This window comes from Paramylibacter ulvae (assembly GCF_014652655.1).
GTDB lineage: Bacteria > Pseudomonadota > Alphaproteobacteria > Rhodobacterales > Rhodobacteraceae > Amylibacter > Amylibacter ulvae.
Map to the genome: position 1 here is coordinate 343,184 of NZ_BMZF01000003.1, position 13,316 is coordinate 356,499.

Below are 13,316 nucleotides of genomic sequence, written 5' to 3' on the forward strand. Positions count from 1 at the left end.
AAAACGGAGTCCAGCATGGCGCATATCGACTATTTCACTTTTACCTTGTCACCTTTTGCCTATTTAGCAGGCGATGGGCTTGAACAGGTGGCAAAAAAACACGGTGCCACCATTACTTATAAACCGATGGCATTGATGAGCGTGTTTGAACAAACGGGTGGCACACCACCCGCACAGCGCCATGAAAGCCGTAAAAACTATCGCATGCAAGAATTGATGCGCGTGTCGAAAAAGCTGGATATGAAAATGAATTTTCAACCGGCGCATTGGCCGACAAATCCAGCACCATCATGTTATGCAATTATCGCTGCCCAAGAAGCAGGTGGTGGTGATGTTGGGGGATTGGTGCAAAGCCTGCTTCGCGCCTGTTGGGCCGAAGAAAAAGATATCAGCCAAGACGATGTTGTGCGTGCCTGTTTATCTGCAAACGGCTTCGACGAAGGTTTGGCCGACAGTGGCATGTTAACAGGCGCCACCATTTTTGAATCCAACACAGAAGAGGCAGTGCAACGCGGTGTATTTGGCGCGCCAACATATCTGGTGGATGACCAAGTTTTCTGGGGCCAAGACCGTTTGAGCTATCTGGATGATTATTTGGCGGGGAAATAACCCCGATTAACCTTTGATGTGATGAATTAACTGATCAATATCATCTTTTGTGGTCGCCCAATTGCACACCAATCGGGCGGCCAATTTTTCATCGTCATCCCCATCCAATGAATAATCGGACGGCCAGAAATAATAATAGGCACCCGCATTTTGCGCCCGGCGATGCCCCGCGCGATCCCATGATGCGAAAATCATATTGGCCTCTGTCGGGTGAACAAATGATGTGCCTGCAATTTTGGAGAGTTCTTGCGCCAAATACGCCCCCATATCATTGGCTTGCGTCGCCAGTTGTAACCACAAATCATCGGTCAAATATGCATTCATCTGTGCAGATAAATAGCGGTGTTTCGAAAACAAATGCCCACCGCGTTTGCGTCGCAGTTCAAATTCCCACGCAAGATCGGGGTTGAATAACACGACGGCTTCGACCCCCATACAGCCGTTTTTTGTTCCACCAAAGCTGAGAACATCAACGCCAGATTTCCAAGTCATTTCGGCAGGGGTACAGCCCAGCGAGATCAGCGCATTTGCAAATCGGGCACCATCCATATGCACGGGAATACCCGCATTTTTGGCAATTTTTGTGAGTGATCGAATATGATCCAGCGTATAAACTGTACCCGTTTCTGTGGTGTTGGTAATCGAAAGCGGCCCTTTTTGCACATTGTGCACACCTGCGCGTGCCGTGTGGTTTATGGCAGTGTCAAGCGCGGCTGGATCCATGCGCCCATCGGCACCGTCGATTAATCCCAGCTTTGCACCGTTGGTATAAAATTCGGGCGCACCACATTCGTCTTCTTCGATATGGGAAACGCGGTGACAATAAATTGTTTGCCATGGTTGGGTGAGGGTTGCCAATCCCAAGGCATTCGCCGCCGTGCCTGTTGCCACGAGATACACAATCGCATCAGGTGCCTCGAACACCGTGCGGATTTTGTGTGTGACGGCATCCATTAAATCATCATTGCCATATGCACTGGCGTAACCCGCATTGGCCGCCGCGATTGCATTAATGATTTCTGGGGCGGCGGGGCCGCCGTTGTCGGATGCGAAAAACATTATTGAAACCCTTCTATGACGTGATCTTCTAGATCATCCTCGTCGACATCAAATTCTGAAACGAGTTTGCCCGCCACACTGATATTTGCATCTATAACGCTTTGTTGTGTGCCAGTAATCAACGGGTGCCAGTCTGGCAAAGTGTCACCTTCGCTCAACAAACGATAGGCACAGGTGCTTGGCATCCAATATCCGTTGCGATCAATGTTTTCAGGGGTCAAAACAACACATCCCGAAACCATTTGTTTGCGCAGCGCGTAATTGCCACAACGACAAGTGTCCACATCAAACAAACGGCAGGCGACATCGGTGTAATGCAATTCGTCAGTGTCGTCGTCTTCCAGCTTGATCACGCAACATTTGCCGCAACCGTCGCACAATGCTTCCCATTCGGGTTTGCTTAAATCCCCAAGGTCAAATCGTTCCCAAAATTTGGGGCGCAAGTCTGGTGTTGTTTTCGCTTTGCTCATCGGTTCTACTTGGCGTGAAAACCGATGAATTGAAAGCAAAAGATGAAAGAAACCGCGCTTTATTCCCCGATCAAGGATTTTTTGACGGATCAGGGTTACACAGTAAAGGCCGAGGTAAAGGGGTGTGACATCGTAGCGATACGCAATGATGAACCGCCCGTCATTGTCGAATTGAAACTGTCGCTATCATTGGCGTTATTGTTGCAAGGTGTTGATCGCCAGGGAATGACCGACACGGTGTATGTAGCCTGTCCCGTTGGCAAAGGTGCGCGGTGGTTATCCGCGATCAAGGATGCAACAAAACTGTGCCGCCGTTTGGGGCTTGGGTTGATTTCGGTGCGCCCTTCGGATGGGTTTGTGCAAATCCATTCTGACCCCGCGCCATATCGCCCGCGCAAATTCAAAAAACGCCAATCGGCACTGTTAAAGGAATTTCATGCGCGTATCGGTGATCAAAATACGGGCGGGCAGGTTGGGCGTAAAATTATGACTGCCTACCGCCAAGATGCACTACGCGTGGCGCAATTTTTGGGAAATGCGGGCCCATCACGGCCAAAGGATATGCGCAATGCGTTGAACGCGCCCAAGGTACCATCAATATTACAGGCAAACTATTACGGTTGGTTTTTTCGTGTTGAACGCGGGGTGTACGATTTAACCGATGCGGGGCAGGCGGCATTGATTGAATATGCCGCTGCGATTGAAAAATTTAACGCAAAGGTTCAGTGATCGGCATACATCGTGTGCAATGTATCGCGTGCTTGTGCGCAATCCTCATCCATTTGTTTGATCAATGCATCCAGATCATCAAATTTCAATTCTGGGCGCTGATAATCAACCAAAGCGACCGAAAGGCTAGAGCCATAAATATCGGCAGAAAAATCGAAAATAAAAACCTCTAGGTTGGCTTTGTACACGCCAAATGTTGGGCGCTCACCAATAGACGCCGCGCCGTAATATCGCCCCTTACTAGGGCCATCCAAAATATCAACAACCGTTGCATAAACCCCGTATTTTGGTGGGTGTAATCCATCAATTGAGAGGTTTGCAGTTGGAAAGCCAAGCTCGCGTCCGCGCTGTTCGCCATGAATGACTTCGCTTTCAATACGATGCCAATGGCCCAGCATTTTGGCGGCATCTTCGGGGCGACCATCGGTCAATGCTTCGCGGATCGCAGTGGATGAAAAGACTTCGTCCTGATCTGATAACAACTCTGCGATGGTCACGCCAAAGCCGTATTTTTCGCCAAACGTCACCAAATCCTTTGCATTGCCAGAACGATCCTTGCCAAAGCAAAAATCAGCACCCACCACAACATGCGAAAGCCCAAGGCCATCCTTGATCACATCACGTGCGAACTCTTCGGCTGTTAGCGCGGATAAAACCGTGTTGAACGCAAGTTGATACAAAATATCAACACCGATTTTTGAAAGTTGACTGGCCTTTGCCTCTGCACTCATCAAACGAAATGGTGGTGCGTCTGGTGCAAAAAATTCACGTGGGTGGGGTTCGAATGTTAAAACCCCCAACGGACAGCCATCTTTTTGTGCGATGTCACGTGCGATATCGACCACAGCTTGATGCCCCAAATGCACACCGTCAAAATTGCCAATGGTAACGGCGGCACCTTTGTTTTCGGGTTCAACGAAAGTGTAGTCTTGGATGATACGCATTTATTCTGTCCTGTTCGTGCTTTGATTTACACAAGACCCGCGCTAGCGCAAGTATCCAATGCTATAGGTTGGGGATAACTGCGCATCTGATAGGAATTTTTCCAACTGATCCGCGTTTGGCTGATCAGTGGTGGCGGTGTCGGATGCGGCCAATCCGCCTGTGATAAACAGGCTATCCATGTCTTCGCCCAAGGCGCCGCGAACATCGGTGCTTATGCCATCACCAATGCAAAGGATACGCTTGGGATCGATGATTTGGCCTGTGATTTCGGTTAATCGCTGTTGAGCCAGTGTATAAATTGGTGGATGCGGTTTGCCAAAATAATGCGATTCACCGCCCATTTCGGAATAAAGCTGTGCCAAAGCGCCCGCGCAATAAATCCGATCCTCGCCACGGTCTACGATGATGTCTGGATTTGCACATAACAATGCCAGCCCACGATTTTTGGCATTCAACAATATGGCGCGATAATCATCGGGCGTTTCCGTTTCATCGTGAAACAGCCCTGTGCAAACAATGCCTTCGGCGTCTTCGAGAGGGACGCGGGCAACTTTACTGTCTTGATAAAAGTCTTCGACACCAACACCGGTAAAAAAACCCTCATCACGTGCGGGACCGATATGATAAACCTTTTGGCCAAAGGCGCCTGACATCATTGCCGCGCGCGCAGCGTCCCCGCTGGCAACAATGTCGTGATACAAATCAGATGCGACCCCCATTTCATCAAGCTGTGTTACCACAGATGAACCTGGGCGAGGCGAATTCGTTAACAAGATCACGGTTTTACCCGCATCACGAAATTCCTCTAACGCCTTTACGGCGGCAGGAAAGGGCGTTATCCCGTTGTGCAAACAGCCCCAAAGATCGCAAAAGACTGCATCATATTGGTCTGAAACATCGGATAGTTTTTCGATAATTTGGATCATGGAGGGTGAGTTAGCAGGTCATTTCTTAAATGGCTATGCCTGTTGAGAAAAATCATTTTAAACGGCACTTGACTCGGATGCGAATATCCCTAAGTTTCCCGCTGTTATCACTCAACGGTGGCGAGTGCTAACATTCGAGAGGAGCCACCCGAATTCATTCTAAGGAGCAATCCGAATGGCATTTACACCTTTGCACGACCGTGTTCTGGTTCGTCGTCTTGAAGGCGAAGAAAAAACCGCTGGCGGTCTGATCATCCCAGAATCAGCAAAAGAAAAACCTGCTGAAGGCGAAATCATTGCAGTTGGCGAAGGCCTGCGCAAAGAAAACGGTGATTTGATCCCGATGGCTGTAAAAGTTGGCGACAAAGTATTGTTCGGCAAATGGAACGGCACAGAAGTGACCCTCAACGGTGAAGAACTGTTGATGATGAAAGAATCCGACATTTTCGGCATTCTTTAATCCCGTTAAATTATCACACGAATTTAGGAGCATTTAATTATGCCAGCAAAAGACGTAAAATTTGGCACAGATGCACGTAATCTGATGCTTGAAGGTGTTAACATTCTGGCTGACGCCGTGAAAGTGACACTTGGCCCGAAAGGCCGCAATGTAATCTTGGACAAATCTTTTGGTGCGCCGCGCATCACCAAAGATGGTGTTTCAGTTGCAAAAGAAATCGAACTGGAAGGTAAATTCCAGAACATGGGCGCACAAATGGTCAAGGAAGTTGCTTCCAAAACCAATGATACAGCTGGTGACGGTACAACAACCGCAACAGTTTTGGCTCAAGCCATCGTAAAAGAAGGCCTGAAATCAGTTGCTGCGGGCATGAACCCAATGGATCTGAAGCGCGGTATCGACAGTGCAGTTTCAACAGTTGTTGAATCAATCAAAGCAATGGCGCGCGAAGTGAAAGATAGCTCCGAAGTTGCACAGGTTGGTACAATTTCTGCAAACGGCGAAGCTGCAATTGGCAACCAAATTGCAGACGCGATGCAAAAAGTTGGCAATGAAGGTGTTATCACTGTTGAAGAAAACAAAGGTCTGGAAACAGAAACCGACGTTGTTGAAGGTATGCAGTTTGACCGTGGTTACCTGTCACCATATTTCGTAACAAACCCTGACAAAATGACAGCAGAGCTGGAAGATTGCTTGGTACTGTTGCACGAGAAAAAATTGTCTTCTCTACAGCCAATGGTTCCTTTGTTGGAAACAGTTATCCAATCTGGCAAACCATTGTTGATCATCGCCGAAGACGTTGAAGGCGAAGCATTGGCAACATTGGTTGTGAACAAATTGCGCGGTGGCTTGAAAATCGCAGCTGTTAAGGCACCTGGTTTTGGTGATCGTCGTAAAGCAATGTTGCAAGACATCGCTGTTTTGACAGGTGGTCAAGTGATCTCTGAAGATTTGGGTATGAAGCTTGAATCCGTAACAATGGACATGCTGGGTACTGCGAAGAAAATCGCAATCACCAAAGACGAAACAACAATCGTTGATGGCGCTGGCGCAAAAGCAGAGATCGAAGCACGCGTTGCACAAATCAAGCAACAAATCGAAGAAACAACATCTGACTACGACCGCGAAAAACTGCAAGAGCGTCTGGCCAAATTGGCTGGTGGTGTTGCTGTGATCCGCGTTGGTGGTGCAACAGAAGTTGAAGTAAAAGAACGCAAAGACCGCGTTGATGATGCATTGAACGCGACACGTGCCGCTGTTCAAGAAGGCATCGTTGTTGGTGGTGGTGTTGCTTTGGTTCAAGCCGCAAAAGCACTTGAAAAATTGGCGGGTGATAACTCTGACCAAGATGCAGGCATCGCAATTGTTCGCCGCGCATTAGAAGCACCGCTTCGTCAAATCGCTGAGAACTCTGGTGTTGACGGCGCAGTTGTTGCTGGCAAAATCCGCGAAAGCAATGATGCATCATTTGGCTTTAACGCTCAAACCGAAGAATATGGCGACATGTTCAAATTCGGCGTGATCGATCCTGCCAAAGTAACACGTACAGCACTGGAAGACGCTGCATCAATCGCTGGCCTGTTGATCACAACAGAAGCAATGGTTGCAGAAAAACCAGCAAAAGACGGACCAGCAGGCGGCGGCATGCCAGACATGGGCGGCATGGGCGGAATGGGCGGCATGATGTAAGGATCGGCTTTAGCCCTAATGGGGCTAAAACGATTCCTGTTGCTCGGCTTTGGCGCTCACAAGAGTGCCAAAAACGATTTACATCAGTCGGCTTTTGCCAACTTACAAATTACAAAGGGTCGCCGTTTGGCGGCTCTTTTTTTGTATTCCCGACAAAGTGATTTCCGCATTGGAAAAACAAGGGTATATCGCAATTGAGAATAACAAAATTACCTATCCAAGAAGCAAGAAATCTTGCTTAGTACAAGGCAAGTCATGCGCATATTCACCCTTATTTCCATCACCATGATCGCCTTTGCTGCAAATTCTGTTCTTAATCGGCTTGCACTTGTGGAGCCCCAGATTGGGCCGTTTAGCTTTGCATTGATCCGCTTGATTGCGGGTGCTGTAATATTGTGGGGGATATTGGCGTTACGCGGACAGGCGGGGCGGCACAGTTTTCGCCCCAATATCCTGTCTGTATTTGGGCTCACGCTTTATGCGCTTGGGTTTTCATATGCCTATGTCACACTTGATGCGGGGTTGGGGGCGTTGTTGTTATTTGGCGGCGTGCAGCTCACCATGTTTATCGGCGCAGCGGTTTTGGGAAAAATGCCAAAGCCCTTGCAATGGATGGGCGCGTTCATTGGTTTTGCAGGGTTGGCCTATCTGTTGAATCCATCCAACAGTGTGATTGATCCGTTGGGCGCATTTTTCATGCTGCTCGCCGCATTTGGCTGGGGTGTCTACACGCTGGTTGGGCAACGGGTTGCGAATGCTCATGTGGCCGCGGCGCAAAGCTTTCTGTTTGCGATCCCGATTGCGCTTGTGGTTTGGATGTTTAGTACTGGGGAAATGATTACACCCTATGGGGTTTTTCTGGCGATCCTGTCAGGTGCGATTTTTTCAGGGCTTGGTTATCTGTTGTGGTTTTCGGTGCTCCCTCAGATTACAACGATTACTGCGGCGGTTGCACAGTTGAGCGTGCCAATCATTGCGATGCTGGGCGGCATGGTGTTCTTATCCGAGCCCTTCACAATTCAATTTGCCGTAGCGTCAGTATTGGTTTTGGGCGGTATTACGCTTTCGATTTGGGCAGGGCGCTAGTATTTCAAAGTAACCGATACTAAATTATCGCCATGAAACGTCATCTATTTGCAATTGCGATCACTTGTTCACCCATCAGCGCCGCCGCTGATTGTGTGGTCTTGATGCATGGCTTGGCGCGCAGCTCCAATTCGTTTTTGGCTATGGAAACTGCACTTGATGGTATCGGATATGATGTTGTGAACGTGGATTATCCATCGACGCAGGCCAAGATCGAAGCTTTGACCAGATTTACCATGCCAAAAGCGATCAATGCTTGTGGTGACGCTCCGAAAATTCATTTTGTCACCCATTCGATGGGTGGGATCATGGTGCGCTATTATTTGGAAAACACCAGCAATCGCCCCAAGAACCTTGGGCGCGTGGTGATGTTGTCGCCACCGAACAAAGGATCGGCCGTGGTTGATGAATTGGGTGGCTTGCCGGGCTTTGAGTTTTGGAATGGTGTTGCTGGCAATCAGCTTGGCACAGGTAAAAACAGCATTCCAAATCAATTGGGTCCGGTGAATTTCGAGCTTGGCATTATTGCAGGTGATCAGAGCATTTCACCGATATTTTCCGCGATCATTGATGGCAAAGATGACGGCAAAGTCTCGGTCGAAAGCACCAAGGTGCAAGGCATGAAAGATCACATCGTTTTGCCCGTGACCCATACGTTTATGATGAACAGCCCCGCCGTGTTTCGGCAGGTGGCGGTGTTCCTACGCACGGGCGCATTTAAGCACGACGTTGAAGAATAACGTATTTTGTGATACCCTTTGTGCACCAACAAAGAGGAATGCCATGAGAAAGTTTATGTTTATCGTCGTTGCAACCTTTGCCGCAGCCCCTGCGATTGCCGAAGGCTGCCGTGACCACGGACAACAATCGTCACAATGTGGTCTTGGCCAAACTTATGATGGTGCGCTTGGAAAATGCGTCCCATTGGTCAGCTCGTAAAATACGATAACGACTTATGATTTTGGACTAATTTTATTGACGTGGCCCATCTTGCGCCCCGCCTTTGGTTCAGACTTGCCATAAAGGTGCAAGCCAACGGATGCATCCTTGGACAATTCGGAAACATTCAAAACTTCATCCCCAATCAGGTTGGTCATCACAACATTCGAATGGCGTTGCCCATCACCCAATGGCCAGCCAGCAACCGCGCGGATATGCTGTTCGAATTGATCAATCGCACAGCCATTTTGTGTCCAATGACCCGAATTATGCACGCGTGGGGCAATTTCATTCACCAACAATCCCTGTGGGGTGACAAATAATTCCACACCCATCACGCCAACATATTCCAATGCATTCAGGATTTTACCGGTCAGGATCACCGCATCCATACGTTGGGATACATTCAATTTCGCAGGCAGGGTGGTGGTGTGCAAAATACCATCGCGATGGACATTTTCACCGGGATCGTAACAGACAACTTCGCCAGATTGGGATCGCGCACCGATCACGGACACTTCGTGGCTGAAATCAACGAAACCTTCCAGAACGCAAGGCGTGTTACCCAGTTCAGCCCAAGCCCTTGCGGCCTGATCTGCGGATTTTAAACGCGATTGACCTTTGCCATCATATCCAAAACGGCGCGTTTTCAAAATGGAGGGCACCCCAACCGTTTCAATTGCCGCGTTTAAATCATCTGGCGTTTCCACATTGGCAAATGGCGCCACGTCCAATCCAAGATCGGTGAGGAATTGTTTTTCAACGATGCGATCCTGTGATGTTGCAAGCGCATTGCGCGCGGGCAATACAGGGCGGATTGTTTCCAAAATATCCAGCGCCGATGCGGGGATGTTTTCAAATTCAAACGTAATCACATCGACAGTATCAGCAAATCCGCGCAATGCGGCCTCGTCCTCGTAAGATGCAGTTGTGACTTGATCCGCCACATGGCCTGCGGGTGGGTTGGCACCGGGTTCAAAGATATGAGTTTTAAACCCCAATCGCGATGCCGCCACGGACAACATACGCCCGAGCTGACCACCACCCAAAATGCCAATTGTTGCGCCTTGCGTCAGTGGCTTAGTCATCTGTTGGTTCATCCGCAATTGAATTTGATAGTGCGGCGCGCCAGTCATCCAAACGGGTCGCCAGATCCGCATCACTATTGGCTAAAATTGCTGCGGCCATTAACCCTGCGTTGGCAGCACCTGCCGCACCAATTGCCATTGTGCCCACGGGGAAACCTTTGGGCATTTGCACGATGGAATAAAGGCTATCAACACCGCTTAACGCTTTGGTTTGAATGGGAACACCCAGAACTGGTACACGGGTTTTTGATGCCATCATGCCTGGCAAATGCGCAGCACCACCCGCGCCCGCGATGATCACCTGTAATCCACGTTCCGCCGCCGTTTTGCCATAAGACCACAAACGATCAGGCGTGCGATGTGCCGATACGATTTTTGTTTCATAGGCCACGCCCAATTCATCCAAAATATCCGCGGCCAGTTTCATTGTGGGCCAATCGGATTGGCTGCCCATGATAATGCCAACTTTGATGGTGTTCATATTCAATGCCCTATGTGGCTGTGCAAAATCGGGATGTAGCCAATTTTACCCGCTTAGGCAATAATATCTGGCGTAATCTCGTCTTCTAGACGTGAAATTTCGTCCTTGATCGCCAATTTTTGCCGTTTCAATCGTTGCAGGGTCAACATATCGGGGTTGGCGGTTTCGTGAATGGCATCAATTGCCATGTCCAAATCGCGGTGTTGTTGACGCATGGTTGCCAATTCTACCTGCAACACAGCGGTACGATCCATTTTTCGTTTTTTATCGTCCACAAGCCTACTCGCGATGAATGGGTTAAGCCTGCGCTATACCGCAATTGACACAGTTAAAACAAGAATTTCTCAAACTACTTGAGAAATTATTTGGTTTTCCCCATATTATACACTGGGTCGCCAATTGGGGCCTGAAATATTAGTCGCTTATATAAGGGCTTCGCATGAGCAAAATTTCATTCGCGTCACACCCATTTTTATTGGGGTTTGAACAGTTGGATCGTTTGGTGGAATTATCCGCAAAATCGGGGAACGAAGGTTACCCGCCGTATAATATCGAACAAAGTTCTGAAACATCTTATCGCATCACACTTGCGGTTGCAGGTTTTCGTGAACAGGATATGTCGATCACGTTAGAAGACAGCCAACTGGTGATCCGTGGTCGCCAAGAGGACGATTCAGAGGGCCGCGTTTATCTGCATCGCGGTATCGCTGCGCGCCAATTTCAGCGTAGCTTTGTCTTGGCCGATGGGGTAGAGGTCGCGGGCGCATCCATGGAAAATGGATTGCTTCATGTCGATCTGCAACGCACGATACCAAATACTGTTGTGCAAACCATCGAAATTAAACACAAAAAATAGGGCGAGCCTGATGGACGATTTTGCAACTGAAACACTGGATGCAGGACGGCTGGTTTATGTGCGGGCCATCAATCCCGATGAAATTCCACGTGAATTTTTCGAAGGTACGCAAGAAAATGCACCAAAATACGCAATCCACGATGAAACGGGCGAATGTATTGCATTGGCAAGTGATCGTGGTGCGGCATTCGCGGTTGCGCGTACATACGAATTTACCCCCGTCAGTGTACATTGATCCAAGATGTGCGAATGTTAATATTCGTACACGGGATCGCGCCAGAAAAAATAACCGATTAGAACACCCACTAACATGAAAAAACCGCCAAATACCTTGGGGATATAAACCATGGCTTGTGGCCGCTCAAACACGGCAATGCTGGTGATTTGCCCTGTTTGGGGATTATACAAACCGGGGACCATGTCGCCTTTTTCGTGCATGATACTCCGAGTTGGCCGTTCCGTGTTTTCATAAAACACAGGTTCGCCATCGGCGTTAATTGTTCCAAAGGTATAGGTCATATCAGCACTATTATCCGTGACGAGCCGTCCAATTTCCATCACATGCACACGTTGTTCAATCGCGCCATCGCGAAAATTGCGTTGTTGCAACGAAAAAGCGTAGCCCAAAGCATAGCTCAACATCCCAAACGTAATGAATGCCAAGGGAACGATTAATGTCGGGCCACTAAATCGTCGCGCAGATTTTAGTTTTTTCATTGGCCGCTTTCTTTGACTTCCTAAATACATGCATAATCATCAACAGCGCATAAAAAAAGGCCGCGAAATTAATCGCGACCTTATAATTTTTATTAACCCAATCTTACTTTAGGAAATCTGGGTTTTCACCCAAGATTTGCGCCTCGTATGATTTCAGGCTGCTGCGTGCAGATGGGCCATAGTTTTGGGCATCTACGCGTAACTCTGGGAACAGCGCGAAGATTTCTTCGCGAGCCTCTTCGGCCATTGAACCCATACCCAATTCACCAGGGTGGAAGCTTTCCGATATAGCACCATTGGCGATCACCAGCTCGTGCTGATCGAACAACATGTGGAAATATTCCACTTCGCCGCCTTCTTGGGCGTAAATGCTGTCACCGTTCACCAGATGCTTGGCCGCGGCCAATACTTCTGCTTCACCATAGAGCATTTCTGCCTTCCAGCCTTCTATCAACATACGGTGCTGTGGTGATACCATCAGATCGCGATCGTTGCCCATTGCACCCGCTTTGATCATGATCGGAGCAAAGTTTCCTGTGGCGGAAACTGTGCGTGATCCAATCCAGCGCAGCTCTTGAACACCGTTATCACGGGTCACAACACGATCACCAGTAACCAAATCTTCGATTGCTTTCTCGCCTGTTTCTGTACGGATCATTGTACCGCGTGCGAAACAGACCAGAACGTTTTCAATCTCAGAGAAGTTGACCGTAACATTGTCGCCTTCGTCATCCACGAATGTGAATGAACCCGCTTCATTGTCACCACCGGCATAAATGATATCACCGGATGTTAACGTGCCATCTGCGAACAGATCACGCAGATCCAGAACATCACCAGAACCAGTGCCCAGATCGTTCAGGCCATTGTCGTTGGTCGTGTCACCGTCCAGACCATCGCCCGAACCTTCTTCACCTGTTTCACCGCCAACGATGGTAATTACATCGTCGCCAGGCGTGTTGTCGGTTTGGCTTGGATCAATGGTAAAGATGTCATCGCCAGCATTACCTGTTGCGCTGTCACCCCCGCCAACTGCGATTGTATCGTCATCGCCGCCAGCGTCGATGGTGTCATCGCCATCATCGCCTGTGATTGTATCTGCACCGTCGCCGCCATTGATCACATCGTTGTCGTTGCCGCCATCGATTGTATCGGAACCATCGCCACCGTCGATTGTGTCTTCGCCAGCGCCACCAATCAGGCTGTCGTTGCCTTCGCCACCGTCGATGGTGTCATTGTCGATGCCACCGTCGATGGTGTCG

General features: G+C 48.9%; 18 protein-coding genes. 9 read left to right on the top strand and 9 right to left on the bottom strand.

The window, feature by feature from the left end; all coding sequences use genetic code 11:
* The first annotated feature begins 15 nt into the window (after nt 1-15).
* Complete coding sequence (locus IE094_RS08425) at nt 16-609, top strand: 2-hydroxychromene-2-carboxylate isomerase (RefSeq protein WP_189640270.1); 594 nt, start codon at nt 16-18, stop codon at nt 607-609.
* A gap of 6 nt (nt 610-615) precedes the next feature.
* Here IE094_RS08425 and IE094_RS08430 read toward each other — a convergent pair whose 3' ends face one another.
* Nucleotides 616-1,668, bottom strand: a complete 1,053-nt coding sequence (locus IE094_RS08430; RefSeq protein WP_189640202.1) for a threonine aldolase family protein — start codon at nt 1,666-1,668, stop codon at nt 616-618.
* Nucleotides 1,668-2,138: a YcgN family cysteine cluster protein gene (locus IE094_RS08435; RefSeq protein WP_189640204.1), complete on the bottom strand. Its 471-nt coding sequence runs from the start codon at nt 2,136-2,138 to the stop codon at nt 1,668-1,670. The genes IE094_RS08430 and IE094_RS08435 overlap by 1 nt, the downstream gene beginning before the upstream one ends.
* Before the next feature lie 42 nt (nt 2,139-2,180).
* Between IE094_RS08435 and IE094_RS08440 the strand changes: the two genes are divergently transcribed.
* Nucleotides 2,181-2,867, top strand: coding sequence for a DUF2161 domain-containing phosphodiesterase (locus IE094_RS08440; protein WP_189640206.1), 687 nt, complete (start codon nt 2,181-2,183; stop codon nt 2,865-2,867).
* On the opposite strand, the gene IE094_RS08445 is transcribed toward IE094_RS08440, so the two are convergent.
* Together IE094_RS08445 and IE094_RS08450 are read right to left on the bottom strand one after the other, a co-directional pair.
* Complete coding sequence (locus IE094_RS08445; protein WP_189640208.1) at nt 2,861-3,811, bottom strand: bifunctional riboflavin kinase/FAD synthetase; 951 nt, start codon at nt 3,809-3,811, stop codon at nt 2,861-2,863. The genes IE094_RS08440 and IE094_RS08445 overlap by 7 nt on opposite strands.
* A 42-nt stretch (nt 3,812-3,853) precedes the next feature.
* Complete coding sequence (locus tag IE094_RS08450; protein ID WP_189640209.1) at nt 3,854-4,738, bottom strand: TIGR01459 family HAD-type hydrolase; 885 nt, start codon at nt 4,736-4,738, stop codon at nt 3,854-3,856.
* 175 nt (nt 4,739-4,913) lie between these two features.
* Here IE094_RS08450 and IE094_RS08455 point away from each other — a divergent pair, with 175 nt between their 5' ends.
* The 5 genes from IE094_RS08455 to IE094_RS08475 all read left to right on the top strand — a co-directional run bounded on the left by IE094_RS08455 (nt 4,914) and on the right by IE094_RS08475 (nt 8,912).
* On the top strand, nt 4,914-5,198 hold the full coding sequence (locus IE094_RS08455) for a co-chaperone GroES (protein ID WP_099591544.1): 285 nt from the start codon (nt 4,914-4,916) through the stop codon (nt 5,196-5,198).
* Between the two features lie 39 nt (nt 5,199-5,237).
* Nucleotides 5,238-6,887 (top strand): chaperonin GroEL, encoded by a 1,650-nt coding sequence (groL, locus tag IE094_RS08460; RefSeq protein ID WP_189640211.1) that lies wholly within the window; start codon nt 5,238-5,240, stop codon nt 6,885-6,887.
* A gap of 255 nt (nt 6,888-7,142) precedes the next feature.
* Nucleotides 7,143-7,973, top strand: coding sequence for a DMT family transporter (locus tag IE094_RS08465; protein WP_189640213.1), 831 nt, complete (start codon nt 7,143-7,145; stop codon nt 7,971-7,973).
* A 32-nt stretch (nt 7,974-8,005) separates the two neighbouring features.
* Nucleotides 8,006-8,713, top strand: coding sequence for an esterase/lipase family protein (locus IE094_RS08470; RefSeq protein ID WP_189640215.1), 708 nt, complete (start codon nt 8,006-8,008; stop codon nt 8,711-8,713).
* A 43-nt stretch (nt 8,714-8,756) separates the two neighbouring features.
* Complete coding sequence (locus IE094_RS08475) at nt 8,757-8,912, top strand: hypothetical protein (protein WP_189640217.1); 156 nt, start codon at nt 8,757-8,759, stop codon at nt 8,910-8,912.
* Between the two features lie 14 nt (nt 8,913-8,926).
* Here IE094_RS08475 and IE094_RS08480 read toward each other — a convergent pair whose 3' ends face one another.
* The 3 genes from IE094_RS08480 to IE094_RS08490 are packed head-to-tail and all read right to left on the bottom strand — an operon-like array spanning nt 8,927 to nt 10,735.
* On the bottom strand, nt 8,927-10,000 hold the full coding sequence (locus tag IE094_RS08480) for a 5-(carboxyamino)imidazole ribonucleotide synthase (RefSeq protein WP_189640219.1): 1,074 nt from the start codon (nt 9,998-10,000) through the stop codon (nt 8,927-8,929).
* The gene (gene purE, locus IE094_RS08485; protein ID WP_099591541.1) at nt 9,993-10,481 is read right to left on the bottom strand and encodes a 5-(carboxyamino)imidazole ribonucleotide mutase; all 489 of its coding nucleotides are present in this window, start codon (nt 10,479-10,481) and stop codon (nt 9,993-9,995) included. Before purE ends, IE094_RS08480 begins: the two co-directional genes overlap by 8 nt.
* A gap of 53 nt (nt 10,482-10,534) precedes the next feature.
* Complete coding sequence (locus IE094_RS08490; RefSeq protein WP_189640221.1) at nt 10,535-10,735, bottom strand: YdcH family protein; 201 nt, start codon at nt 10,733-10,735, stop codon at nt 10,535-10,537.
* Nucleotides 10,736-10,920: 185 nt separating this feature from the next.
* On the opposite strand from IE094_RS08490, the gene IE094_RS08495 reads away from it, so the two are divergent.
* Both IE094_RS08495 and IE094_RS08500 read left to right on the top strand, forming a co-directional pair.
* Nucleotides 10,921-11,337, top strand: a complete 417-nt coding sequence (locus IE094_RS08495) for an Hsp20 family protein (RefSeq protein WP_099591539.1) — start codon at nt 10,921-10,923, stop codon at nt 11,335-11,337.
* Nucleotides 11,338-11,347: 10 nt separating this feature from the next.
* A complete protein-coding gene (locus tag IE094_RS08500) occupies nt 11,348-11,572 on the top strand; it encodes a DUF1150 family protein (RefSeq protein WP_189640223.1) in 225 nt (74 codons plus the stop codon).
* Nucleotides 11,573-11,589: 17 nt separating this feature from the next.
* Here IE094_RS08500 and IE094_RS08505 read toward each other — a convergent pair whose 3' ends face one another.
* Both IE094_RS08505 and IE094_RS08510 read right to left on the bottom strand, forming a co-directional pair.
* Nucleotides 11,590-12,054, bottom strand: coding sequence for a DUF3592 domain-containing protein (locus IE094_RS08505; protein ID WP_189640225.1), 465 nt, complete (start codon nt 12,052-12,054; stop codon nt 11,590-11,592).
* A 103-nt stretch (nt 12,055-12,157) separates the two neighbouring features.
* The coding region (locus tag IE094_RS08510) for a Hint domain-containing protein (RefSeq protein ID WP_189640226.1) at nt 12,158-13,316 on the bottom strand (1,159 nt) is incomplete at its 5' end.

What these genes read in the sequence shown, in the direction of transcription:
- IE094_RS08440 (WP_189640206.1), top strand. Translation starts at nt 2,181, where the DNA reads ATGAAAGAAACCGCGCTTTATTCCCCGATCAAGGATTTTTTGACGGAT.
- IE094_RS08455 (WP_099591544.1), top strand. Translation starts at nt 4,914, where the DNA reads ATGGCATTTACACCTTTGCACGACCGTGTTCTGGTTCGTCGTCTTGAA.
- IE094_RS08445 (WP_189640208.1), bottom strand. Translation starts at nt 3,811, where the DNA reads ATGCGTATCATCCAAGACTACACTTTCGTTGAACCCGAAAACAAAGGT.
- IE094_RS08425 (WP_189640270.1), top strand. Translation starts at nt 16, where the DNA reads ATGGCGCATATCGACTATTTCACTTTTACCTTGTCACCTTTTGCCTAT.
- IE094_RS08495 (WP_099591539.1), top strand. Translation starts at nt 10,921, where the DNA reads ATGAGCAAAATTTCATTCGCGTCACACCCATTTTTATTGGGGTTTGAA.
- IE094_RS08465 (WP_189640213.1), top strand. Translation starts at nt 7,143, where the DNA reads ATGCGCATATTCACCCTTATTTCCATCACCATGATCGCCTTTGCTGCA.
- IE094_RS08430 (WP_189640202.1), bottom strand. Translation starts at nt 1,668, where the DNA reads ATGTTTTTCGCATCCGACAACGGCGGCCCCGCCGCCCCAGAAATCATT.
- IE094_RS08480 (WP_189640219.1), bottom strand. Translation starts at nt 10,000, where the DNA reads ATGACTAAGCCACTGACGCAAGGCGCAACAATTGGCATTTTGGGTGGT.
- IE094_RS08470 (WP_189640215.1), top strand. Translation starts at nt 8,006, where the DNA reads ATGAAACGTCATCTATTTGCAATTGCGATCACTTGTTCACCCATCAGC.
- IE094_RS08475 (WP_189640217.1), top strand. Translation starts at nt 8,757, where the DNA reads ATGAGAAAGTTTATGTTTATCGTCGTTGCAACCTTTGCCGCAGCCCCT.
- groL (WP_189640211.1), top strand. Translation starts at nt 5,238, where the DNA reads ATGCCAGCAAAAGACGTAAAATTTGGCACAGATGCACGTAATCTGATG.
- IE094_RS08450 (WP_189640209.1), bottom strand. Translation starts at nt 4,738, where the DNA reads ATGATCCAAATTATCGAAAAACTATCCGATGTTTCAGACCAATATGAT.
- purE (WP_099591541.1), bottom strand. Translation starts at nt 10,481, where the DNA reads ATGAACACCATCAAAGTTGGCATTATCATGGGCAGCCAATCCGATTGG.
- IE094_RS08500 (WP_189640223.1), top strand. Translation starts at nt 11,348, where the DNA reads ATGGACGATTTTGCAACTGAAACACTGGATGCAGGACGGCTGGTTTAT.
- IE094_RS08435 (WP_189640204.1), bottom strand. Translation starts at nt 2,138, where the DNA reads ATGAGCAAAGCGAAAACAACACCAGACTTGCGCCCCAAATTTTGGGAA.
- IE094_RS08490 (WP_189640221.1), bottom strand. Translation starts at nt 10,735, where the DNA reads ATGGATCGTACCGCTGTGTTGCAGGTAGAATTGGCAACCATGCGTCAA.
- IE094_RS08505 (WP_189640225.1), bottom strand. Translation starts at nt 12,054, where the DNA reads ATGAAAAAACTAAAATCTGCGCGACGATTTAGTGGCCCGACATTAATC.